Here is a 21,631-nt window from a genome sequence, read left to right on the forward strand (position 1 = left end):
GCCCAGGCACTGTCAATCCTGCGATTTGATGGGCGCAAACTCTGCGAGCGAGGCGTACGGTCCTTCAATCAGCCGGGCAGCTCGGTCATCGGCGCGCGCCCAAACCCACCCGCGTCGTCCAGACTCGAACCCCGAGAACGATGCACACGAGCCGACGTCACCATCTTTCCGCACAGCAATGACGGCCGCGCCATAGTCACCGTGGCGCTCGGGTGGGCGTTTCCGCAGCAGATAACGGATCGCGGCAACACAAGCCTCTTCGGCGCCCATGCCAAGTTCCATCAGGTGTACCACGCGGTACGAGAGGCACACCTTCATGATCTCATCACCGTGACCGGTTGCCGCGGCGGCGCCAACCTCGTTATCTGCGTAGAGTCCGGAACCAATGATCGGCGAGTCACCGACGCGGCCCGGTACCTTCCAGGCCATACCGCTCGTGGTGCAGCCGGCGCCGATGTTGCCGTCGGAATCCCGTGCAACCAAACCGATCGTGTCGTGGGTATCGCTGGGACGGCGAGGTGGTTCTGATGCCGGCTCGTCGAAGTGCGCTACTTGCGGCGCCAATCTCTGCTCCAGCCACTCTGCATAGCGGGCGCGCGAGTTCTCCGTCTGCAGGTCGCCTTCGCGCGCGCCGTTTTGAATGGCAAACCTCCTCGCATTGTGACCAACCAGCATGGTGTGCGGGGTGCGGCGGCCAATCATTCGCGCTACCGAAATTGGGCGGACAATTCCCGTCAGAGAGGCAACGGCGCCGGCTTCATGTTCAGGACCGCCCATGATAGCAGCATCCAGCTCGATGACGCCTTCCGCGTTCGGCATGCCACCGGTCCCAACGGAGGTGACCGACACATCATCCTCCGTCACGTTAGCTGCGCGCTCAATTGCCTCCAGTACCGATGCGCCGCGGCTCAACTCTTCGTATCCGCGCTGCGCCGCGAGCAGCCCAAAGGGCCAGGTGGCAAGAAAAATCGGTTGATGCGTCATTCGACTGCGGCTCCAAACTTCTTCATGCTTTCCCGTCGAAGCAGCTGCTGCCGATACATCTCTCGGAAGATTGTAAACCGAGCGTCATGATACGCGGCAGTCGCTGGATTCGGCCGGATTATTTCGCCGGCGGACGCCATACCCTGCATCGCCTCTACCAGTGTCGAATACGCGCCGCTAGCTACCGCGCCAAGCATGGCGCTGCCAAGTAGCACCGCCTCGGATTCACGCGGCAAGATCAGGTTAAGGCCCGTTGCATCGGCATGCTCACGCAGCCACAGCGGATTACGGGTGCCGCCACCGGTTACGTAGAGCGTGTTGATGTGGTAACCGGCTTCGTTCAGCGCGCGCACAATATCCCGAGACCCGTACGCCACGGCCTGCACTGTGGCGTAGTACTGCACCGCTTGTGTACTTATCGAAGTATCCAGCGAAATGCCATCGAAAACCGCGCGAGCATGCGGGTCGGCATGGGGCGACCGGTTGCCGATAAAATAGGGTAGCACGTGAAAGTCGCGCGTGACGAACGCGGGAATCGCCAGCGACTCGGCCGCAGCGAGCCTTGCCACCTCGTTGTTGAGCAGTTCGTAGACGGTTGATCCAGTGTTCTCCGCCTCGGCGCGCAGACGCGCGGCGTTTGGATGGGCGTCGATTGCATAATCGATCCCGCTGCCACCGGAGCTTTGCCCGCCCTCCGTCAACCACATATCGGGAACCATCGCGCCGTAATACGGCCCCCACAATCCGGGAATAAAGCGCCGCTCAGTTGATACGGCCATGTGGCAGTTGCTCGTGCCGCCAATCAGGGCCATCGCCGTCTCGAATGGCTTCTCCGAGGAATCTACGGACTGCCGTGCAGCACCAAGCACTCCCAGCCCACCAGCATGTGCGTCAATCATGCCGGTGCCCACAACGCAGGTTGTGCTCAGGCCGGTCTCGTGGGCCGCTTCCGGAGTCAAACCACCCAGCGGCGATCCCATGGAGCGCACATCGACCGACACCTTACGCTCCCGGAATGCGTCGTCGATACCAATGGCCGCCAGATAGGCCGGATCGAACCGGTGCTCATGTGCCAGCCACGTCCATTTGCAGGTCAATGTACAGACACTGGCCGCAAAAACCCCACTTGCCTTCCATGCCAGGAAATCGGCCAGGTCCATAAAGCGGCCTGCGGCTCGCCATGTCGACGGATGGTTACGCTTCAGCCAAAGCAGCTTCGGCGTCTCCATCTCGGGCGACATTCGGTCACCTACAAACTTGAGTACATCGTAGCCGCCCTCGGTGATCTCATCCGCCTCGCGCAGCGCACGGTGGTCCATCCAAACAATTACGTTACGCTCCGCGTCACCTGCCGGGTGAACGGAGAGCGGCTCGCCATTACGATCCAGCACCACAAGCGAGCAGGTCGCGTCAAAGCCGATGCCAGCCACAAGTCGCGGCTCAATGCCGGAGTCGGAAAGGCACCGGCGCGTTACGGCACATACGGCACGCCAAATGTCGTTGGAGGACTGCTCTACATGATCCGGCTCCGGATACCAGAGCTGAATCGGGTGTGCAGCCGTAGCGACCCGCTGCCCGTCCAGCCGGAACAAGCCGGCCCGGACGCTGGCAGTGCCTGCATCCACGCCGATCACAAAGCGTTCCGTATCGCTAGGCAAGTGCAATCTCCCCATGAAACGCCACGGCGGCCGGACCTGTCATCACGACGCGACTATCGCCCAACCACTCCACCGAGAGGTCGCCACCGGGCAGATGTACGGTAACGTGGCGTGCCGTTAGCCGATTGAGGACGCTGGCGACTACGGCGGCGCACGCTCCGGTCCCACATGCCAGCGTCTCACCGGCGCCACGTTCCCACGTGCGAACCTTGATCTCGTTTCGTCCGAGTACCTGAACAAACTGAACGTTCGTTCGGCTCGGAAACAGCCGGTGACTCTCGATTAGCGGACCGAGACGACTTACCGCAGCTGCACCGGCGTCGGCAACGAAAAGCACAGCGTGAGGGTTGCCCATCGACACCGCTGTGATCTCCACCTTCTTGCCATCTACGTTGATCGTCTGACCAACGACGGGGCCGTCACCATCGACCCGCATTGGAATAAGCTTCGGCTTTAGTACCGGCTCACCCATATCCACACGGACGCTGACAAATGCGCCATTTCGGACATCCAGGCGAAGGTTCTTCACGCCGGCCAGCGTCTCCACCGTTAATTGACGGCCGTTAGTCAGGCCCGCATCGTACACCCAGCGTGCGAAGCACCGGATTCCGTTGCCGCACATCTCCGCCTCGGTGCCATCGGGGTTGAACATGCGCATGCGGAAGTCCGCGCTTCTGGACGGCAGTACGAGGATGAGGCCGTCGCCGCCGATGCCGAAGCGCCGATCGTTCAGGGCAATGCTCCAGCCCGGTAAGCGCTCTTCGGACAGGGCGTCGTGGAGGCAATTGATTACGACAAAGTCGTTGCCAATACCGTGCATCTTGGTAAATGGCAAGGTCGCAAGCTGAGCCATTTACACAGTCGCCTCGGCGCTGACGGACTCGTCTTCGGCCACCTCCGAAACTTCACCGTCGGACTCAACCACCTGACGCGCTCTATCGCCGGAATGCTCGCTCCGTGGTTCACGATGAGCATCCTGATGGAAGTTTGGCACAGGCCGGCTGGGCACAATCGAGGTTACTGCGTGCTTGTACACAAGCTGGGTCGGCTTGCCGCCGGAATCGAGCAGGATCGTAAACGCATCGAATCCGCGCACGTATCCCCGCAACTGCACACTGCCGATCAGGTAGATCGTCACGCCGATATTCTCTTTGCGCACTTGATTCAGGAATATGTCCTGAAGGTTCAATTGCATTTTGTTCATAACGAAATTCCCCCATATAAAGGATTTGGGAAAGAAAGCCCGGCACTGCAGCTCAGGCCGGAATTTGGTATGAGGAGGTTACGGCCGCGCCTTCGCTGTTATCCGTACCATCCACGCTATCCGTGCGCTCGACGCGGCGCACTATCTCATCGGCAATGTCAGCGGCCGACCTGCCATCTGCGGTTATCCATATCAGCTCCGGTTCGGCCCGCAACCAGGTTAGTTGGCGGCGAGCATAGCGTCGCGTATTTCGCGTTATGGTTTCGGCAAGCGCACTCTCCGCGATTAAACCCTCCTTTACCTGAAGTATCTCCCGATAGCCGAGCGACCGAAACCCGGCGGCGCTGGCATGAACACCGGAGGCCAAAAGCAGATCTATCTCCGCCACGAGGCCACGAGCCAACATCGCTTCAACCCGGTCCTGGATTCTGCGGTAGAGGCATTCACGATCCAGATCCAGTCCAAATACTACCCATTTCGTTCGCGGACCGCCGCCGGGCGCGAACTGCCGCATGGAAAGTGGTACTCCCGTGGCCCGAAATACCTCCAATGCCCTCTCTACGCGCACGCGATTGTTCGGGTGTACCGTGCGCGCGGTATCTGGATCCACCCGTTCGAGTTCCTGATACAGATCCGCCGCACCGCGCTGTTGCATTTCATGATGCAATGCGGCTCGGATTTCTGGGACTGCGGGCAAGCTGCCAAGGCTCCATCCACGGACCAGCGCGCGGATGTAGAGACCCGTGCCTCCACAGACGATTACGCGGCGAGCTCGTCTGCGAATCGCATCCACTGCACATTCTGCGGCTTCTTTCCACCTTGCCGCATTGAATGCTTCGTCCGGGTCGGCGCAATCCACGAGGTGAAATCGGACTTTCCGCTGCTCATCCGGCGTCGGCTTGGCTGTACCGATGTCAAACTTCCGGTATACCTGCGAGGAGTCGGCATTGATGACCTCGCCGCTCAGTCGCTGCGCCAACTCCACGGCGACTGCGGTTTTGCCGCTCGCCGTTGGCCCCGTAACGACAATGCTCGCCGGAATACCGCTGCAGGTCACAGTGCACCTATGCAGCAGTCTCTAATGATCACCGCAATCCGTGACATGAGCTACCCACCTGTTGCGTCACCCAATAGCTCGCCGGGCGCCACAACATGGATGCGCCCAGCGTATTCCGCAGGTACCAGCTCCTTCATCGCTGCGGGCGTACCTGTGAGCGTTGGAAAAGTGCCGTAGTGGAACGGCAAGACGTGCGGGTAACCCAATAGACGCATCGCGTGGGCGGCCTGGCGTGGTCCCATCGTGTAGTAGCCGCCGATCGGCAAAAGCGCCAGATGTGGTGCGTACAGCTCACGGATGAGCGCCATATCACCGAACACGCCGGTATCGCCTGCCGCATATACGACCAGGCCATCGCTGAATTCAATCACAAAGCCAACCGGGTCTCCGCCGGATACCAGCGTGCCGTCCGGCTCCGTAAAGCTGCTTGTATGGACCGCCTGGACAAAGGAGACTTTGGCGCCACATACCGGCACCTCACCATCGATGTTTGCGCCTTCCAGGTTGGTTACGCCGTGCGACGATAGCCAGCCGGCGACCTCTATCACGCCCAGGGCATGGCACTCCGGATTGGACTGCAGCAAGCGGACGGCGTCGCCAACATGGTCGGAGTGAAGATGAGTAATCAACATCGCATCCAAAGGGCCGGGATCGGTGCGGTACGCCTCCGGACACTGCGGGTTGTCCGTCAGGAATGGATCCAACATGATGCGCTTGCCGGCCGGCGTTTCAAACAGAAACGTTGCATGTCCTAAAAACCGCAAACTGGTAGCAAATCCCAGGCTCAAAATAACACCTCCGGATGACGATGGGGTCGGGCGCCAACGGCTTTACGCCCTATCTATGGTACCGCGCCACAAGCCCAGTGGGAAACGCGCGTGCGGGTAGAATGGTTGCGTCACGCCGCAGAAAGCGAACTTGCGCTTCGAGGAGATTGGAATGCCGGAGATCTTTGAAGGCAAAACTGTTTTGATCACGGGCGTACAGAACCGATGGAGCATCGCGTGGCATGCTGCATGCGCTCTTCACTCGGAAGGCGCCAGGCTTCTGTTTTCGGTGCTCGGCGAGAAGGCTGCCAGCAATCTGGGAAAACTGCTCGATGAGCACCAGATTGTCGCACGGGTTTATGAGTGCGATGCGGCGGATGAACAGCAATGCCAGAGCATGTTCCGGCACGTTCGAGCCGACGCAAACGGCAGACTGGATGGCGTGGTCCACAGCATTGCTTACGCGAACCGAGACGAACTGAACGGTGAGTTCGTCGCAACATCGCCTGAAGGCTTCGCGATTGCACTTGACCGAAGCGCATACACGCTGGTGCGCCTTGCGCGCGGAGCTCGACCACTGATGCAGGAACACGGTGGCGCCATCGTGGCGCTCACGTATCTCGGCGCTGTACGGGCGGTGCCGAACTACAACGTGATGGGCGTGGCAAAGGCGACCCTGGAGGCGTGTGCGCGGTACCTGGCGGCAGACCTGGGCCCGGAACAGATTCGCGTCAATTCGGTATCCGCCGGACCGATCAAGACGGCTGCAGCCTCTGCTATCGCCGGCTTCGATACGATGATTAAGAACGTTGCCGGCGCATCGCCATTGCGCAGACCGGTGGCGCCCGAGGAGATCGCAAGCGCCGTGATGTTCCTCCTCTCTCCGTGGTCGTCTGGCATCACCGGCCAGGTGGTGTATACCGATTGCGGCTATTCGATCGTAGCGCACGCATGATGGCCTCGCCGGAGGCCCGGAGCCGATGAGTTCACCTTTCACGCGCCCGCCACGCACCCTGTTGGGGCCCGGGCCCAGTGCGATGTCGCCCGCAGTTCTGGGGTCGCTAGCGCGACCGCCGATCGGATACCTGGACCCGGAGCTATGGCCGCTCCTGGAGAGAATGCGAACACGACTGCGCGCGTGTTTCGGCACCAGCGCGGAGTTCACCATCCCATTGACCGGTACCGGAATGATAGGTATGGAGAGCGCCGTCGGAAACCTGGCTGGGCCCAGCACGCATGTGCTCGTTGGAGTTAATGGGTTCTTCGGAGACCGGATTGCCGGCATGTTCGCCCGTTATGGCGCCACGGTCGTACGATTCGAAGCCGAGTGGGGGATGCCGCTGGATGTTGCAGACGCAAAACGCGCGGCGGCCGATATGCCGAGGGTAGACGTCCTGGCGATAGTGCACGCCGAAACATCCACCGGCGTGCGGAACGACCTCGCACCGTTTGGCGCTTTCGCCCGCGAACACGACGCCATATTCCTGGCAGATGCCGTCACCTCACTGGGTGGGATGCCTGTTGCGATGGACACTGTCGCCGTCGATGTGTGCTATTCGGCCACGCAAAAGTGCCTCGGCGGTCCGTCCGGTTTGGCGCCGATTGCGGTGTCCGATAGGGCGCGCAATCGCGTATGCAGCAGCGCGTCGCCGTCATGGTATTCCGATTGGAACCTGCTTGCGCAGTACTTCGATGCGCCGCATACCTACCATCACACCGTGCCGATTTCCCTGTACTATGCGTTGGACGCCGCGCTCGGTGAGATAGAAGCAGAGACTCTGGAAGCACGTTTTGCCCGCCACGAAAATGCTGCAAACCTGCTTCTCTCGCTTTTGTCGCCGCTCGATATAGCGCCATTTGCACACGAGAGTGCGCGACTGCCGATGCTCACCACGGTGCGGGTTCCAGGCTGGGCGAGTGATGAAGCCGCCGTGCGGGGAACGCTGTTGAACGAGTTCGGAATTGAGATCGGCGGCGGGTTGGGGCACCTCAAGGGCAGGATCTGGCGTATTGGTACGATGGGAGCCTCCGCACAACCACAATTGATTGAGATGCTGGCAGCAGCACTTTACCAGTGCATGAGGCGCTCATCGGCTCGGCCCTCCTCTTCACGTCCGGACATGGCGAACTTATGACGAACCCTGCAACAGAGCCGAAGCCACGAGCCGGCGGTGGCGCGGCCGCGCGCATGTACTGGACGCGGGAACGCGGTACGGCTCGGCTGCTCGCTGTCTTCGTCGCCCTGATTGCCGTCTGGTACGTCTACGGTCAGATACGCGATCACATACTGCTCGAACATCGTTGGCCGGTGCTTCAGCCGGATGCCCAGGGCCTGACCGTGGTCGGTACGCTCGACTCGCAGTTCCACTTCGATCGCAACATCTTCAAGGTTGTTCTTGCCAACAAAGCGAGCCACGTAGAGCTGACCGACTTCGGCTGGCATACCGTGTTTGGTCAAGACACCGGTCTCTTTAGCGATACAGTCGGGAATACCATCAGCTCCGCCATCATGGTCGATGACGCTATGGGCTTCGCCATGCTGACTCCGTTTCTGCGCGCTACTATCCGGTCGCTGCTGGGCGATCCACACGCCTACGACGCGGTCACCGCCAGCACGCCGATAACCGTGGTCACCGGAGATAAGCGCGGCACGGTTCACACCACGCTTGGCGCGCTAATTCATAAGTTTGAGGCCGCGGCGCCGGCCGGTGATGCACCCGCGGAGGTCGACTCTGGCGGAGGTGGGGGCAGTGGTGGCCACCAGGTGAGCCACGGTGTCACGGTTCCCGGTTCCGTGCTCCTCGCGGCATGTCCGGTCGTCCTTACCGGCGCGCAGTTTACCCACGCCGATCTGGAGGAGCACGCTGCGAGCATTCTCGAAGGGCCCACGTATACGGTGCACCTCTATCTTACGCCGGAAGGCCGCTCACGCTTCTACCAGTGGTCACGCGTGCACGCAAATGAGGACCTTTGCTTCATCGTAAACGGCACCGTGGAAACGGCAGGGCGCGTGGCGCAGGCCCTGGATGTGAACGACTGGGAAATAGGGCCGATGACAGACGAAGATGCGGCACACGCCCTGACCAACTACGTCAACCGAAAGCACGGCTGACCCGGCGCACCTCATTCAGCCTGCGAGCCGCCGAATGGCATGCATCAACAGAGCCATAATAGTTGGCGCACTGTCTGCAGCGTACGCTGAAATCGACGCGTGATCCGGCGCCGCATTGCCCAGGCCGGCGGCCATGTTGGTCACTACAGTCAGCGAGGCGTAACGCAAGCCGGCCTCACGGCAGAGGATCGCCTCGGGCACACCCGTCATGCCTACAACGTCGGCTCCCCATGCGGCAAACATCCGCACCTCTGCCGGCGTCTCAAAGCGCGGGCCGTCGGTGCCCAGGTAGACGCCGTTATGATGCACCTCCAGCCCCAAATCATCTGCGGCCATCCAGATGGCTTGGCGAGCGGTCTCGCTATAGGCGTTGGTGAAATCCGTATGCTGCCAGCCGGCGCGATCGCGAAACATCGTCGTGGCGGGACCGTGCATAAAGCTGATAAAGTCGTGCGGTGTTACCAGAGAGCCTTCCGTTATCGAGGGACGCAGCGAACCGGCGGCGTTAGTGGCCAATACTGTGCCCACCGCCAGCGATTCCAGCGCCTCTACGTGGGCGAAGTGGTCGATCTCATGGGGAGGAGCCTGGTGATCCTGTCCGTGTCGGGGCAGAAAGTAGAGATGATGCGGCTCCGTATAGTTATCGGCAAGGCTCCACAACGTGACTTCGCCGGAGCTGGTCCGCACGGAGACCGGCTCGGACCAGATTTCGCCACTCAGCGCGTCCAGACCCGTGCCGCCGACGATGGCGAAGTTGGGCCGATCTGTCATGCCGCAAGCAGAAAGCGCGGGTCGGAACTAAAGCCGACGGTGTCGTTGAAGTGAACAACCAGCCCGTTGGTGGCCCCGGCATTACCGTGAAGGTAGTCAACAACCGCACGTTCGAGCGCACGGCGATCCGGACGCGCATGATCATGTTCGGCGAACCGCTGGATACCGTGGTGCGCGAATACGCACAAGGGCAGATTGGTCCCAATGCTATACTTTGCCTCTCCGAGAAGCTGGTGTCGATTTGCGAAAACAATGTGCGGCATATCGATTCCGTCCGCGATACGTGGCTTGCCCGACTCATTGTACGGTATGTGACGCGGTACCCGAACGACATCGGCTTCAGCCACCCCAAGAAGATGCAGGTCGCGATCGACTGTGCCGGCACGCCGCGGATTGTGATTGCCGTCCTCATCGGCGGGCTCACACGGCTGCTTCTGAAACGGCGCGGTGATTTCTACCGGATCGCCGGACACGGAATAGCTGAGATCGACGGATTCAATCCGGAAGCCATGAAACCGTTCGATGAATACGCCATGCTGCCGCCTCGCGATCCCGTCGATACGTGTCGCCGGCTGTCGGAGGAGTTTGGCTGCGCGTGCTACATCATTGATGGAAACAACATCAACGTGAAGGTTGTGGGAATGAGCCCCGGGTTGGAGGATCGAGGCTTCGATGCGGCTACTGCCCGGCTCGTGATGCTGGATAATCCGATGGGTCAGCGCGACGAGCTTACGCCGATCTTTGTCCTACACGAACGCCCGACCGCGGAGATCGCCGCTACCGATGGCTGAGGCCGCCAAGCCTGCGCGGACGTCGCCTGGACGGCTTTTCGCGACTGGAACTTGTTGGATCTTCCCGGCCCTTCTACTCTGGCCGATGGTTTTGGGCCAACGCCTCTACTGGGGAGACCTGCTGCTCTACTTCGGACCAATGTACAACAATGTGGCGCGCCAATTGCGAGGCGGTCGCATCCCGTTGTGGAATCCCTTGGTGCTGGGAGGGCAGCCCCTGTTGGGTAATCCACAGATGGGGATATTCTTTCCAGCGACGGCTGTGCTGATGCGCGTTTCAGCCTGGACCGCGATTACGATATTCGGCTATCTGAGCATTGGTATGGCCGCTACGTTTATGTACCGCTATCTCCGGCGGTGGACGCACACGCGTGCCGCTGCACTGACCGGAGCTCTAACGTATGCCGGCAGTGCGGCGCTCGTCGGGAGACTGCAGTTTCCTCCGATGGCCCTGACGATTGGCCTTGCACCGTTGGCGTTCGAAGCCGTAGATCGCCTCGTGGATACGCCAAACCTGCGCCACGGCTTACTTACGGCAGGCGCAGTAGCGCTGATTGTACTTGCGGCACATCCACAGGCAGCTTACCTATTCACCCTGCTGCTGCTATTCTACGGCAGCGCGCGCGTGTGGGCCGCCTCGCACGAAGCGGAGCGCCGCGGTTTGAAGGCCATCCAGTTTGCCATCAGCCGGGCGGCAGCTTACGCCGCGTGGGGATTCCTCGGCATCTGCATTGCTGCAATGCAGTGGCTACCCACGCTGCAGCTGATGCTGGAGAGCCCACGGGAACGGATGACCGAAGCTCAAGCGAACCGCTTCGTCTTACATCCAGTTCAATTGCTCACTTATCTGTGGCCGAAGTACGTGGGTTCACCGGTCCGCGGCGACTTCTGGGCACCCGGCAACCCGTGGGAGGCTGCCGTGTTTGTGGGCTGGCTGCCGCTCACGTTTGTTGTGATATCGCTCTTTGCAGGCGATAAGCGCCGCGTCAAGTGGTTTTGGTTTGCGGGCTGGGCTACTGCGCTGTGGTTAGCATTCGGCAGAGTCGCTGGACTTTACACCGTTGCGTTCTACGGTGTGCCTGGTGTCGCGCGATTCCACGATCCCGCCCGATTCCTGCTCATCGGGTCTTTTGCCCTCTCAGCTCTGGCAGCGTTCGGCGCGGATCACACGTTCATGCGCTGGCCCGCGCAGCGCGCGATCAGCGCTGGCGCCGTTATACTTACAGCCGTCCCAATGCTCTGGTTCGGCCGCAGCCTGCTTCCCATGGCATCCAACCACAGACTTCAGGAAGCGGTGCGGCGGCTGCCTATTCCGGCAGCTGGACGCGTTTACAGCATGTCGTCACGGGCCTTGTGGGATCGGTACCTTAACTACGCCAGCTACGGGGACGCCGCCGCTCCAACCATTCAAAACGTCCTGGCGGCCGGCGTACCCAATACGGGCATGCTTCGTCAGAGCGCCGAGGCATCCGGTTATGAGCCCGTGCCGGTGCTGGCAGCCAGCGAATTGGACGGCGCGATCCGGCGTCTGGCCGAGCGTTCCGATCCGGCATTCGCAAACGAACTGCAGCTGGCCAACGTCACCACGATTATCGGCGTGGAGCGCGTTGTGAATCCGGACCTCGGCGATGCGCGAGGCTTCGGCGCCGAAACGCAGAGAGTTATGCAGCCCTCCCATGCATTCTGGCTTGCCGCATCCGAGATTTGCGTACCGAACACACGCCGAGCTATCGCTGTGACAACCAGTCCGCAGTTTCGGCCCTCCGCGGTTGCCGTCGTAACCGGCGCACGAGGCGCGTTCGCTACACAGAATGAAAGTGCGACGCCGGTAGGAAGCGTCACGGTGCCGCCCGGTCAATTCAATGAAGACCGCATCCGTTTGTGCGTAAATGTTACGGCGCCACGCGCCGTTCTGCTCTGCAGCCGCACGGCATATCCCGGCTGGCGCGCCTGGTGTGATGGCAAGCCCACGCCGGTATTCCGGGCCGACATATCGCTCCTGGCGGTAGAGGTTCCTAACGGCAAGCATGACGTAGTGCTGCGATATGCGCCCTTTGTCTACCGTTTAGGGCTCTATATTTCAGCGGTGTCGGTGCTGGTGGCGGCATCTGCCGCCGCATTCTGGCTGTGCGCCGGCGCCCGCTTGGGAAAGAGTGAAAATGCAGGTAAGTGAAGCGATGAAGACCCACGTTCGGTGCGTGCCGAACACCGCATCACTAGCAGAGGCTGCTGACGTGATGGATCTTTACCAGCTCCGCATGCTGCCGGTGCTGGATCCCGAGTCGCGTTTGATCGGCGTGATTGGCGAGGCCGATATCCGGCGCGCCATGCAAGTCGGATGGGACTCACCCGTGAGCCAAACGCTGTTGCGAAACAGCAGCGTCGCTCTTGCCGGCTGCGTAGCGGACTGGATGGCGGCGCCCGCCGTGACTGCTGCGGAGCATGAACCTATAGGCGAAGCAGCCGTCCGGCTTTGGGCGTCCGGCCATGATCGACTCCCGGTACTCAGTGACGCCGGTATGGTTACCGGCCTACTCAGTCGCATCGACGTCATTCAGGCGGTGGCTGAAGGATTGCTGTAAGCCGGCACGACTTCCGCGCAACGAGCTGGGCGATCTCGACTGCGGCATGCCGACAACAGCCGGACAATTGCGGTATGCTTTTTCGCCGGAGCGGCGCCATCAAGCGGACTGGCGTGTCGCCAGGCGGACATCCAGCCAGTTAGCGGTGCGCTGCGCTATGCCACCCGGTGCAGGTATATGCGGGGTCTGCGGTGCAACGGGTAACGCGACACTATGAGTTACAATATGACTCGGTTATTGTCCACGCTTCCGCAACTTCGAGGAGAGAGCATGCACTCGCGCAACATCACTCGCTGTGTCACCACGGCCGCCCTTTTGGCGCTGGCAGCCGTCAGTTTGTCCGCGTTGAGCGGCTGCAAATCCGGCAACACCAACACTGTCGGAAAAGAGATCATTGTCGGTGAATATGGCGCGCTCACCGGACCTCAGGCATCCTTCGGTAAATCGACCAACGAAGGCATTCAGTTGGCTACCGAGCAGGCAAACGCCGCCGGCGGCATCGACGGCAAGACGATCAAGGTGGTTGTTGAGGACGATATGAGCGATGCCGCCAAGGCGGAGATTGCCGTGAAGCGCCTCATCGACGAAGAGCACGTGATCGCCGTCCTTGGCGAGGTGGCCAGCGGGTCTAGCCTGGCCGGCGGACAGGTCTGCCAGCAGGCTCACATTCCAATGGTCTCGCCGAGCTCGACCAATCCCAGCGTCACGCAGATCGGAAACGACATATTCCGGGTCTGCTTTATCGATCCATTTCAGGCGGCGGTTGTAGCTCGATTTGTGCACGACTATCTTCATGTAACCCGCGTGGCCACGTTTACCAACAAGAGCGCGCCGTACAGCACGGGCTTTACGCAGAACTTTATAACGGCCTTCACGGGGATGGGCGGTCAGGTAATAGCCCAGCAATCTTATGGCCAGCAGGATACCGACTACCGTGGCGCGCTCAGCACCATAAAGGCCACTAACCCGCAAGCGATCCTGGTGCCGGGCTACTATACCGACGCTGGAGCCGTGTGCAAACAGGCACGCGACCTCGGCATCAAGGTGCCGATCGTAGGCGGCGACGGCTGGGATTCGCAGCTGCTGTTCAATATCGGTGGCAGCGCGGTGAATGGCTGTTACTTTTCCGACCACGTCTCGATGGACAATCCGAGCCCGGTTGTCCAGAAATTTGTGCAAGATTACAAAGCGCGCTTTGGCCACACTCCGGATGCCCTTGCAGCGCTCGCGTACGATGCAGCAAACCTGACGTATGCAGCAATGAAACGCGCAAAGGCCCTGACACCCGACGACATTCGAGCCGCGATCGCCACAACGACCGATTTTCCGGGCGTCACCGGAAAGATCACGATCGACGCGAACCGCAATGCAAGCAAGCCGGCGGTGATCATCGGTGTTCAAAATGGGCAGTTCAAGTACGTCACGACCATAACCGACCCCAGCAAACCGCTGTCGCAGCAGCCTGCGGCGCCTTCAGGCGGGCAGTAGCCTTTGCAGGCAGTTCAGCAGTTTCTGCAGCAGGTCATTAACGGCGTACAAACCGGCAGTGTGTACGCGCTGATCGCCGTGGGCTACACAATGGTCTACGGGGTGCTGAAGTTCATCAACTTCGCCCATGGCGATGTGTACATGGTCGGCGCGTATATCGGATTCTTCACGGTTACCGGTTATCTGGTGCATGCCGACCCCGCAGCTCAGGGTATCGCAGCGCTGATGATCTGTATGGTGGGCTGCGCATCCCTGGGCGCCCTGATCGAGCGCCTCGCATATCGACCGCTCCGCAACGGCCTCAGCGTGCGTGAAGCAGTGCCCTGGGCTATTTTCTGGTCGCTATACGGCGGTCTGTTCGGTTTCCGGATCGCACAGCACATCATCGGCGCCACGCTCATGGGTGGCAAAGCTCTACCGCCTGTCGAAATCGGCTTCATTGTGGCCGCCGGCATCACGTTCGCCGCGGCGGTACCTCTGCTCAAGCTGCTCTTTGGCGCGCTATCAAAGCACGTCAAGCCGTCGCCGAGCCGGCTCACCGCCTTGATCACCGCTATCGGAATCTCGCTTTTGTTGGAGAACCAGGGTCAGGCGATCTTCACGGCGAATCCGCGGGCGTACCAGATCAAGGGCGTGGATCGCCCATGGCAGCTATCGTTCATTGGCGTTCACCTTACGGTGAGCAGCGGGAGGATGGTTGTACTGGTCGCCGCCGTGATACTAACGGTGGTTCTGGTGTACACAGTCCGATTCACGTCGGTTGGTCGCGCCATTCGGGCAGTCTCCTTCGACCCGGACGCCGCGGCCTTGATGGGCATCCCGACGGACCGCCTCATAGCCACCACCTTCATCATTGGCTCAGCGTTGGCTGGAGCCGCCGGATTCCTTAACCACGGACTGACCCGGATCAACTTCGATGCAAACGTGGGGATCGCGCTAGGGCTTAAAGCCTTCGTGGCTGCAGTACTCGGAGGCATCGGCAGCATCGAGGGCGCCGTGCTGGGCGGCCTGCTTATGGGCCTGGCCGAAAGCTTCACGGCAGGCTCCTCATTCTCTACGTTCAAGGATGCCATTGCGTTCGTCGTGCTCATCATCGTCCTGCTGGTGAAACCGGCCGGCTTGATGGGGCGCGATGTACCGGAAAAGGTTTAGTTCAACTTCCGGTACTGCAGAGCGCCCCTTGCCCATGACTTTACCTTCAGAGAACACGGCCGGACCGCTGCGCGATTATGGTCGACGCGCGTTGGGTCTGGCGCTGTTGGCCATCGCGCTTATGGCAGCCAGTGCCGGAAACAGCCGACTGGTCGACTATGTTCAAGACATCGTGCTGCAATGTGGCATTGCGGTCATTCTGGCCGTGTCACTCAACATCGTCAACGGATTTACAGGTCAGTTTTCCATCGGCCACGCCGGATTCATGTCTGTAGGAGCGTATTGCGGCGCCTCGATAACCTACCTGGAAGCTCAGCGACTGCATGGCGGCCAACCCGGAATAGCGTGGATGCTGCTGGCCATGCTGGCGGGTGGCCTGGTTGCGGCGCTCTTCGGATATCTGGTGGGCGTACCCAGCCTTCGTCTTCGCGGCGACTACCTGGCCATCGTCACACTGGGCTTCGGCGAGATCATTCGCGTCGTGATGGAGAACATCAACGAGATCAGCCCGAAGCTGCAGTTTATGGGCGGAGCCATGGGCTTCTATAACGTGCCGACACTCACAACTTTTCCGTTGGTGTTCGGTGTAGCGGCTCTCGTGATAATCATCTCGCGAAACCTCAAGGTCTCGTCACACGGTCTGGCATTTCTCTCCGTACGGGAAGACGAAGTTGCGGCCGATGCGATGGGCGTGAACACAACGTCGGTCAAGGTGACCGCCTTTGTCCTGGCCGCCTTTTTTGCCGGTATTGGTGGCGTGCTGTTTGCCCACTCGCTGTTTTTCCAGCCTCAAACCTTCAACTTTATTCTCTCCATGAACTATGTTGTCATGATTGTGCTGGGAGGCTCCGGCAGTATTACGGGCGCGGCAGCCGCGGCTATTGTGCTCACGGCGCTGCCGGAGTACTTGAAGTCCATTCAAGACAAGATCCATTTTCACGACGAATACCGGCTGGTCATCTATGCTCTACTGCTCGTGATGACGATGATTTTGCGGCCACAAGGAGTGTTCGCCAACGGTGAACTGCGTTGGCCGTGGAAACGTAAATCTGCCCCGCATGATGGTCCGGACGATGCCACATCCGACCCGCCGCCGAGCGAGCTGGTCCCACAGCTGCCCGAAGGCGTAGGGCACCAGATCCTGGAGATCACCGCGCTCGGCAAGAAGTTTGGTGGTCTCAGCGCCCTCGAAGACGTTAACATCGATATGGCGCCCGGCGAGTTGATCGGCTTGATCGGCCCCAATGGCGCCGGCAAAACCACGCTGTTCAATATGCTTACGGGTGTGTATCAGCCAAGCGACGGGACGATCGCGTACTGCGGCGCTGCGATCTGCGGGCAGCGGCAATGGGCGCGCGGTCCACGCGCCGCGCTGCTTGCGATGGACTTCTGCGTAGCTCTCATCGGGGGTTTCATCGTAGCCGCGATCATGTCAACAGCCCTGGTTCCCGCACTGCTTACACCATTCGATCATACGCTGCAGGCGGTCATTCGCTGGGCATTCATCGTGGCTGCCGCGGCTGCAGCCATCATAACCGCGCCACGCCGACGACGGACGCGCCCCGGTTTGAAGCCGTACCAGTTTGCTGAGCGTGGAATTGCGCGAACATTTCAGAACATCCGGCTGTTTCCGAACCTGACCGTTCTGGAGAACGTCCGCATCGGCACCTACCTCCGGCGCAAAACCAACCTCTTCGATGCGCTCTTCCGTTCAATCCGTCTCAAGAAGGAGGAGGCTCATTCCATCCAGTTCTGCCGGCAGCTCCTCCACCGCTTCGGACTGCAGGACTCGGAAGGAGAGCTGGCCCGGAACCTGCCGTATGGCGATCAGCGTCGGTTGGAGATTGTGCGCGCGCTTGCCACACACCCGCGGCTGCTTCTCCTGGATGAACCGGCCGCCGGCATGAATCCTCAGGAGAAGACGAGCCTCATGGATCTGATTCGGCAGATACGCGAGGAGTATAACCTGACGATTCTTCTGATCGAGCACGACATGAAGGTCGTAATGGGCATCTGCGAGCGGATCTACGTTCTGGACTACGGCAAGATTATCGCATCGGGCACGCCGGAGGAGGTTCGCAAGAATCCGCGGGTAATTGCGGCGTATCTCGGCGAGGAGATCGGTGACGACACAACCGGCGCCGCAGAGGCCCAGCCGGAGCCGGTATGAGATGCAAGGTGTTCGCCCGATGCTGGTAATCCGCAACCTTCAGGTCTATTATGGAGCGATCCACGCTCTTGACGGCATTTCATTGGAAGTGAATGAAGGCGAAATCGTTACCATGATCGGCGCAAACGGAGCCGGCAAGAGCACAACGATTCGCACCGTATCCGGGTTGGTACGTGCGCGCGATGGCGAGATACTGTTTGAGAACACGCCGATACATAGAGTGCCGCCCAACCAGATCGTTCAAATGGGTATCGGGCAGAGCCCGGAGGGCCGCCGCGTTTTCGCTGAGATGACCGTCCGCGAGAACCTCGATCTAGGCGCCTATACGCGGCGCAAGGACCTGGCCGGCATCAAGTCCGACATGGAGAAGGTCTACGGCATCTTTCCGCGCTTGAAGGAGCGCCAGCACCAGATCGCAGGCACCCTTTCCGGCGGTGAGCAACAGATGCTGGCGATGGGTCGGGCACTTATGTGCCGGCCGCGCCTCTTGATGCTGGATGAACCATCGCTGGGCCTCGCGCCGTTCCTGGTGCAGACGATATTCCAGGTTATTCGCGAAATCAACTCGGCAGGAGTAACCGTGTTGCTGGTGGAGCAGAACGCCCACCAGGCGCTTCGCATAGCGAATCGTGGATATGTGATCGAGACGGGCCATATTGTACTTGCCGACACGGCGCCAAACCTGCTGAAGAACGCATCGGTGCGGGCCGCGTACCTCGGCGAGTAACGTGGGCGCGCTGCTCCTCAAGGTGGCAGCCGGCGCGGGCCTCGGGTGGCTCCTGATGCATGGCGTCGATCAGCGCGTGCGCGCCGAAGCGCTGGCAGCAGCACACACCTACTTCGGCCAGAATGGTACATTCACAGCCGCGGTGCGCTCTCAGGGGCTATTCGGTAACCTTAGTGGCCGTATAGGTGAAATCGATATCCGGATCGCCGATGCCCACGTAACGTCGCTGCGGTTCGATCTGGAACGGCCTCGTGGGCCAAGTGGGCGGATTGGTGTACTTACCGTGCAAAGCACGAACCTGGTACTCGCGCGTATCCGTCTTCAGCAGTTCAGCGCCAAACTTCGAGATATTCGCTATCGCCTCAATGATGCCATTTGGAACAATCGACTGGTTCTCGTTGGCGCCGGGCCGGGTACTGCCCAGGCCAGGATATCGCCGGCAGCCCTGCAGCTCATGCTTGCGGGGAGACACGGCGGGGTGCTGAGCGGCGTGCACGTAGGCCTTAGCTTCGACGCGATCACGTTGACCGGCGAGCTAAGTCTGCTGGGCGCAAGGTTGCCCTTTGCCGCCGCCGGGCGCTTATGCGCAGACGAACAGGGCAGGTTGGATTTCGTACCCGACTGGGTACGCTGGGCGGGACACGAATTGGCTTCTGCCCAGCTTCAGCTTCTAACCCGCATGATCAATCCTGCATTCGATCCATCCATCGACCTTGGCACAGGTACGCTACTCCGCATGACAGGAGCGCGCGTCGCCAACGGATGCGTCGTTCTGGACGCCGATCTGACACTGCCCGACGCGAGCCCAGCCCTGAAGATCCGGTCCAGGAGGAGAGAATAGCTATGACGCCCGAGCTGCAACAAACGCCGCTTTCACAGGTACACCGCGCTCTCGGTGCTCGCATGGCGCCGTTTGCCAACTGGGAGATGCCGATTGACTACACGGGAATCCTCTCCGAGGCCGCTGCTGTGCGTGAGCACGCGGGCATATTCGACATCAGTCACATGGGCAGGTTGTTTGTGCGTGGCGCGGGAGCATTCGATACGCTTCAACGACTGACGAGCAACGATGTCGCGGCATTGCATCCCTCGATGGCTCAGTACTCGCTGCTTACAAACGCTCGCGGCGGAATGCTCGACGACATCATCGTCTACCGTACGGCCGCAGACGAGTATCTTGTTGTACTTAACGCAAGTAATGCGGAGAAGGATATTGCCTGGCTCACTGGGCATGCCTCACCGGAAACTACCTTCGACGACCAAACAGGGCAGACCGGCATGATCGCCGTTCAGGGCCCGGACGCCGTGGCAATGGCAGCGAATCTGGCAGGTGAACCTGCGTTGGCACACCTCAGCCGATTCCAATGCATGCACGTTACGGCGTTTGGCGCGCGCTGCTGGTTTTGCCGCACAGGGTATACGGGCGAAGACGGATTCGAAATCGTCATGCCGGCTGCAATAGCTCCCGATGTGTGGCGCCAACTTGGCGAGGCCGGGGCCGCGCCGTGCGGTCTTGGGGCGCGTGACGCGCTTCGTATTGAGGCGGGGTATCCTCTTTACGGGCACGAAATCGGCGAGGATGTTGATCCGGTCTCTGCCGGATTGATGTGGGTGGTAAAGCTGTCGAAAGGCCCGTTCACTGGTCGCGAGTCCATCGAGGCAGTGAAACGTACCGGCCCGCCACATCGCCTCATGGGGCTGATCGTGGATGGCCGTTCGGCGCCTCGGCAGGGCGCAGAGGTGTTCCTGCAAGGCGCGCACATCGGTGAGGTCACCAGCGGCGTATTCTCACCGACCCGTGGGCAAGCAATCGCCATGGCATGGATTGCCACAGCCAACGCCAAAGCCGGCGCCACGGTGCAGGTTCAGGTTCGTGACCGGCTGTTTGGCGCAACTGTAACGCCAAAGAAGGACCTGCTTGCGGACCGCAAGCCGTAATCCACGAAATCAACTCGTATTGCGGGAGACCATTATGGACGGCCAGATTCCCAACGATCGTGCGTACACGCCCACTCATGAATGGGTCAAAGTAAGCAATGGGTTAGCCACTATCGGCATTACGGCCCACGCCGCGTCTGAATTGGGCGACATAACTTACCTGGACCTTCCTGAGCCGGGCATGGCCGTTGCGGCCGGCGCAAAGGTGGGAGAGATCGAGTCCGTCAAGGCAGTCTCCGACTTCTACAGCCCGGTCTCGGGTGTCGTCACGCAGAGAAACGATGCCATCATTGACAGTACGGAAGTAGTTAATCAGTTTCCGTACGAGGCCGGGTGGCTGATTTGCGTTGAACTCTCAAATGCAAGCGAATTGGACTCGCTGCTGGATTCCGCAGCGTACGGTGAACTGCCCGGATAGGGCGCCAATGAGCGTCGCGGGCCTTCGCGTTATTGTCCAGCCTGGTGCCACTCCTTCGTGGAACATGGCCATGGACGAAGCGCTGTTCGACAGCGCCTGCGAATCCGGCGCTGCGGTTCTGCGGCTGTATACATGGCCGGCGCCGGCGGTCACCATTGGGTTCACGCAGTGGCGAGAACCAAACAGCTGGCCTGTAGCGCCCAGCACGCCAATCGTACGACGTATCACGGGCGGTCGTGGGATCCTTCACGGAAACGATGTCACTTTGTCGCTGTCACTGCCGGCAAACGTGCTGTCGCGATTTGCCGTGCCGCGCCGGCCGATGGCGATTTACCAGTGGCTCATGCCGGCATTCGTTGACGCGTTCAAGGAGCTTGAAGTCTGCGCCGCCACGGGTACTCACACGGCGCGTGCTGCCGGCGCCAAAGCCGACTGCTTTGCCACTGCGCTCGCGGGTGACCTGGTGGACCGTTCCACCGGTGCGAAGGTGCTTGGTGCAGCCGTCCGGATCCGGCAGAGCGGCGCTCTGTTGCAGGCAACAATCCCTTATTGCCGTGAGTGGAGCGAACTGGCTGCAATCCGCAGCTGCATTCTCGGTGCGCGACCCGACTCGCGTCCGGCGCTGGAGTGCCGCAGCGAGGAGCTTGTCAGCGCTATCCAGCACACCATAAGCCGCCTCATTCAGGAGCCTTGTGTGGCAGAACCCGCGCGCCAGCACGAGCTGGCGCGCGCCGAGACACTGGCGAATATCTACGCGTCGCCAAACTGGAATCGCACTGGTCAGCGACCGACGGATACCGGTTGACACGACC

At 60.6% G+C, this 21,631-nt stretch carries 21 protein-coding genes; 14 read left to right on the forward strand and 7 right to left on the reverse strand.

Features of this window, described 5'->3' with window-relative positions; translation table 11 throughout:
- Nucleotides 1-12: 12 nt before the first annotated feature.
- The 6 genes from KGJ62_05010 to KGJ62_05035 form a co-directional block, all read right to left on the reverse strand.
- Entirely contained in the window at nt 13-984 is a 972-nt protein-coding gene (locus KGJ62_05010; protein MDE2125931.1) for a N(4)-(beta-N-acetylglucosaminyl)-L-asparaginase, read from the reverse strand.
- Nucleotides 981-2,657, reverse strand: a complete 1,677-nt coding sequence (locus KGJ62_05015) for an FGGY-family carbohydrate kinase (GenBank protein MDE2125932.1) — start codon at nt 2,655-2,657, stop codon at nt 981-983. Before KGJ62_05015 ends, KGJ62_05010 begins: the two co-directional genes overlap by 4 nt.
- The gene (locus KGJ62_05020; protein MDE2125933.1) at nt 2,635-3,477 is read right to left on the reverse strand and encodes a diaminopimelate epimerase; all 843 of its coding nucleotides are present in this window, start codon (nt 3,475-3,477) and stop codon (nt 2,635-2,637) included. Before KGJ62_05020 ends, KGJ62_05015 begins: the two co-directional genes overlap by 23 nt.
- A gap of 18 nt (nt 3,478-3,495) precedes the next feature.
- Complete coding sequence (gene hfq, locus KGJ62_05025; GenBank protein ID MDE2125934.1) at nt 3,496-3,846, reverse strand: RNA chaperone Hfq; 351 nt, start codon at nt 3,844-3,846, stop codon at nt 3,496-3,498.
- Nucleotides 3,847-3,898: 52 nt separating this feature from the next.
- Nucleotides 3,899-4,888 (reverse strand): tRNA (adenosine(37)-N6)-dimethylallyltransferase MiaA, encoded by a 990-nt coding sequence (gene miaA, locus KGJ62_05030; protein ID MDE2125935.1) that lies wholly within the window; start codon nt 4,886-4,888, stop codon nt 3,899-3,901.
- Nucleotides 4,889-4,953: 65 nt separating this feature from the next.
- Nucleotides 4,954-5,685 (reverse strand): metal-dependent hydrolase, encoded by a 732-nt coding sequence (locus KGJ62_05035; protein ID MDE2125936.1) that lies wholly within the window; start codon nt 5,683-5,685, stop codon nt 4,954-4,956.
- A gap of 157 nt (nt 5,686-5,842) precedes the next feature.
- Here KGJ62_05035 and KGJ62_05040 point away from each other — a divergent pair, with 157 nt between their 5' ends.
- Genes KGJ62_05040 through KGJ62_05050 form a run of 3 tightly spaced genes read left to right on the forward strand, consistent with a single transcriptional unit; the run spans nt 5,843 to nt 8,782 of the window.
- On the forward strand, nt 5,843-6,625 hold the full coding sequence (locus KGJ62_05040) for an enoyl-ACP reductase (protein MDE2125937.1): 783 nt from the start codon (nt 5,843-5,845) through the stop codon (nt 6,623-6,625).
- A 25-nt stretch (nt 6,626-6,650) separates the two neighbouring features.
- Complete coding sequence (locus KGJ62_05045) at nt 6,651-7,805, forward strand: alanine--glyoxylate aminotransferase family protein (protein ID MDE2125938.1); 1,155 nt, start codon at nt 6,651-6,653, stop codon at nt 7,803-7,805.
- On the forward strand, nt 7,802-8,782 hold the full coding sequence (locus KGJ62_05050) for a hypothetical protein (protein MDE2125939.1): 981 nt from the start codon (nt 7,802-7,804) through the stop codon (nt 8,780-8,782). Before KGJ62_05045 ends, KGJ62_05050 begins: the two co-directional genes overlap by 4 nt.
- Before the next feature lie 15 nt (nt 8,783-8,797).
- Here the strand turns inward: KGJ62_05050 and KGJ62_05055 are convergent, their stop codons facing one another.
- Nucleotides 8,798-9,553 carry an MTAP family purine nucleoside phosphorylase gene (locus KGJ62_05055; GenBank protein ID MDE2125940.1) on the reverse strand — a complete coding sequence of 252 codons (756 nt, stop codon included), beginning with the start codon at nt 9,551-9,553 and terminating at the stop codon, nt 8,798-8,800.
- A 50-nt stretch (nt 9,554-9,603) separates the two neighbouring features.
- On the opposite strand from KGJ62_05055, the gene KGJ62_05060 reads away from it, so the two are divergent.
- The 11 genes from KGJ62_05060 (at nt 9,604) to KGJ62_05110 (ending at nt 21,624) form a co-directional block, all read left to right on the forward strand.
- Nucleotides 9,604-10,344, forward strand: coding sequence for a hypothetical protein (locus KGJ62_05060; protein MDE2125941.1), 741 nt, complete (start codon nt 9,604-9,606; stop codon nt 10,342-10,344).
- Nucleotides 10,337-12,517, forward strand: a complete 2,181-nt coding sequence (locus tag KGJ62_05065; GenBank protein ID MDE2125942.1) for a YfhO family protein — start codon at nt 10,337-10,339, stop codon at nt 12,515-12,517. Before KGJ62_05060 ends, KGJ62_05065 begins: the two co-directional genes overlap by 8 nt.
- A gap of 4 nt (nt 12,518-12,521) precedes the next feature.
- Nucleotides 12,522-12,926: a CBS domain-containing protein gene (locus KGJ62_05070; protein ID MDE2125943.1), complete on the forward strand. Its 405-nt coding sequence runs from the start codon at nt 12,522-12,524 to the stop codon at nt 12,924-12,926.
- A 270-nt stretch (nt 12,927-13,196) separates the two neighbouring features.
- Nucleotides 13,197-14,414 carry an ABC transporter substrate-binding protein gene (locus tag KGJ62_05075; protein ID MDE2125944.1) on the forward strand — a complete coding sequence of 406 codons (1,218 nt, stop codon included), beginning with the start codon at nt 13,197-13,199 and terminating at the stop codon, nt 14,412-14,414.
- Nucleotides 14,415-14,417: 3 nt separating this feature from the next.
- On the forward strand, nt 14,418-15,566 hold the full coding sequence (locus KGJ62_05080) for a branched-chain amino acid ABC transporter permease (GenBank protein MDE2125945.1): 1,149 nt from the start codon (nt 14,418-14,420) through the stop codon (nt 15,564-15,566).
- A 34-nt stretch (nt 15,567-15,600) separates the two neighbouring features.
- On the forward strand, nt 15,601-17,736 hold the full coding sequence (locus KGJ62_05085) for a branched-chain amino acid ABC transporter ATP-binding protein/permease (protein ID MDE2125946.1): 2,136 nt from the start codon (nt 15,601-15,603) through the stop codon (nt 17,734-17,736).
- Between the two features lie 19 nt (nt 17,737-17,755).
- Nucleotides 17,756-18,463 (forward strand): ABC transporter ATP-binding protein, encoded by a 708-nt coding sequence (locus KGJ62_05090; GenBank protein ID MDE2125947.1) that lies wholly within the window; start codon nt 17,756-17,758, stop codon nt 18,461-18,463.
- Between the two features lies 1 nt (nt 18,464).
- A complete protein-coding gene (locus KGJ62_05095) occupies nt 18,465-19,304 on the forward strand; it encodes a hypothetical protein (protein MDE2125948.1) in 840 nt (279 codons plus the stop codon).
- A 2-nt stretch (nt 19,305-19,306) separates the two neighbouring features.
- The gene (gcvT, locus tag KGJ62_05100; protein ID MDE2125949.1) at nt 19,307-20,401 is read left to right on the forward strand and encodes a glycine cleavage system aminomethyltransferase GcvT; all 1,095 of its coding nucleotides are present in this window, start codon (nt 19,307-19,309) and stop codon (nt 20,399-20,401) included.
- Nucleotides 20,402-20,435: 34 nt separating this feature from the next.
- The gene (gcvH, locus tag KGJ62_05105; protein MDE2125950.1) at nt 20,436-20,819 is read left to right on the forward strand and encodes a glycine cleavage system protein GcvH; all 384 of its coding nucleotides are present in this window, start codon (nt 20,436-20,438) and stop codon (nt 20,817-20,819) included.
- Nucleotides 20,820-20,826: 7 nt separating this feature from the next.
- The gene (locus KGJ62_05110) at nt 20,827-21,624 is read left to right on the forward strand and encodes a hypothetical protein (protein MDE2125951.1); all 798 of its coding nucleotides are present in this window, start codon (nt 20,827-20,829) and stop codon (nt 21,622-21,624) included.
- The last annotated feature ends 7 nt before the right edge of the window (nt 21,625-21,631 follow it).

Source organism: Armatimonadota bacterium, from assembly GCA_028871815.1.
In the GTDB taxonomy this organism is placed as follows: Bacteria; Armatimonadota; Chthonomonadetes; order Chthonomonadales; family Chthonomonadaceae; genus REEB205.

Coding starts and splice junctions, on each gene's coding strand:
- hfq (MDE2125934.1), bottom strand. CDS start 3,846: ATGAACAAAATGCAATTGAACCTTCAGGACATATTCCTGAATCAAGTG.
- KGJ62_05070 (MDE2125943.1), top strand. CDS start 12,522: ATGAAGACCCACGTTCGGTGCGTGCCGAACACCGCATCACTAGCAGAG.
- KGJ62_05050 (MDE2125939.1), top strand. CDS start 7,802: ATGACGAACCCTGCAACAGAGCCGAAGCCACGAGCCGGCGGTGGCGCG.
- KGJ62_05090 (MDE2125947.1), top strand. CDS start 17,756: ATGCTGGTAATCCGCAACCTTCAGGTCTATTATGGAGCGATCCACGCT.
- KGJ62_05110 (MDE2125951.1), top strand. CDS start 20,827: ATGAGCGTCGCGGGCCTTCGCGTTATTGTCCAGCCTGGTGCCACTCCT.
- KGJ62_05015 (MDE2125932.1), bottom strand. CDS start 2,657: ATGGGGAGATTGCACTTGCCTAGCGATACGGAACGCTTTGTGATCGGC.
- KGJ62_05045 (MDE2125938.1), top strand. CDS start 6,651: ATGAGTTCACCTTTCACGCGCCCGCCACGCACCCTGTTGGGGCCCGGG.
- KGJ62_05010 (MDE2125931.1), bottom strand. CDS start 984: ATGACGCATCAACCGATTTTTCTTGCCACCTGGCCCTTTGGGCTGCTC.
- gcvH (MDE2125950.1), top strand. CDS start 20,436: ATGGACGGCCAGATTCCCAACGATCGTGCGTACACGCCCACTCATGAA.
- KGJ62_05085 (MDE2125946.1), top strand. CDS start 15,601: ATGACTTTACCTTCAGAGAACACGGCCGGACCGCTGCGCGATTATGGT.
- KGJ62_05065 (MDE2125942.1), top strand. CDS start 10,337: ATGGCTGAGGCCGCCAAGCCTGCGCGGACGTCGCCTGGACGGCTTTTC.
- KGJ62_05040 (MDE2125937.1), top strand. CDS start 5,843: ATGCCGGAGATCTTTGAAGGCAAAACTGTTTTGATCACGGGCGTACAG.
- KGJ62_05075 (MDE2125944.1), top strand. CDS start 13,197: ATGCACTCGCGCAACATCACTCGCTGTGTCACCACGGCCGCCCTTTTG.
- gcvT (MDE2125949.1), top strand. CDS start 19,307: ATGACGCCCGAGCTGCAACAAACGCCGCTTTCACAGGTACACCGCGCT.
- KGJ62_05055 (MDE2125940.1), bottom strand. CDS start 9,553: ATGACAGATCGGCCCAACTTCGCCATCGTCGGCGGCACGGGTCTGGAC.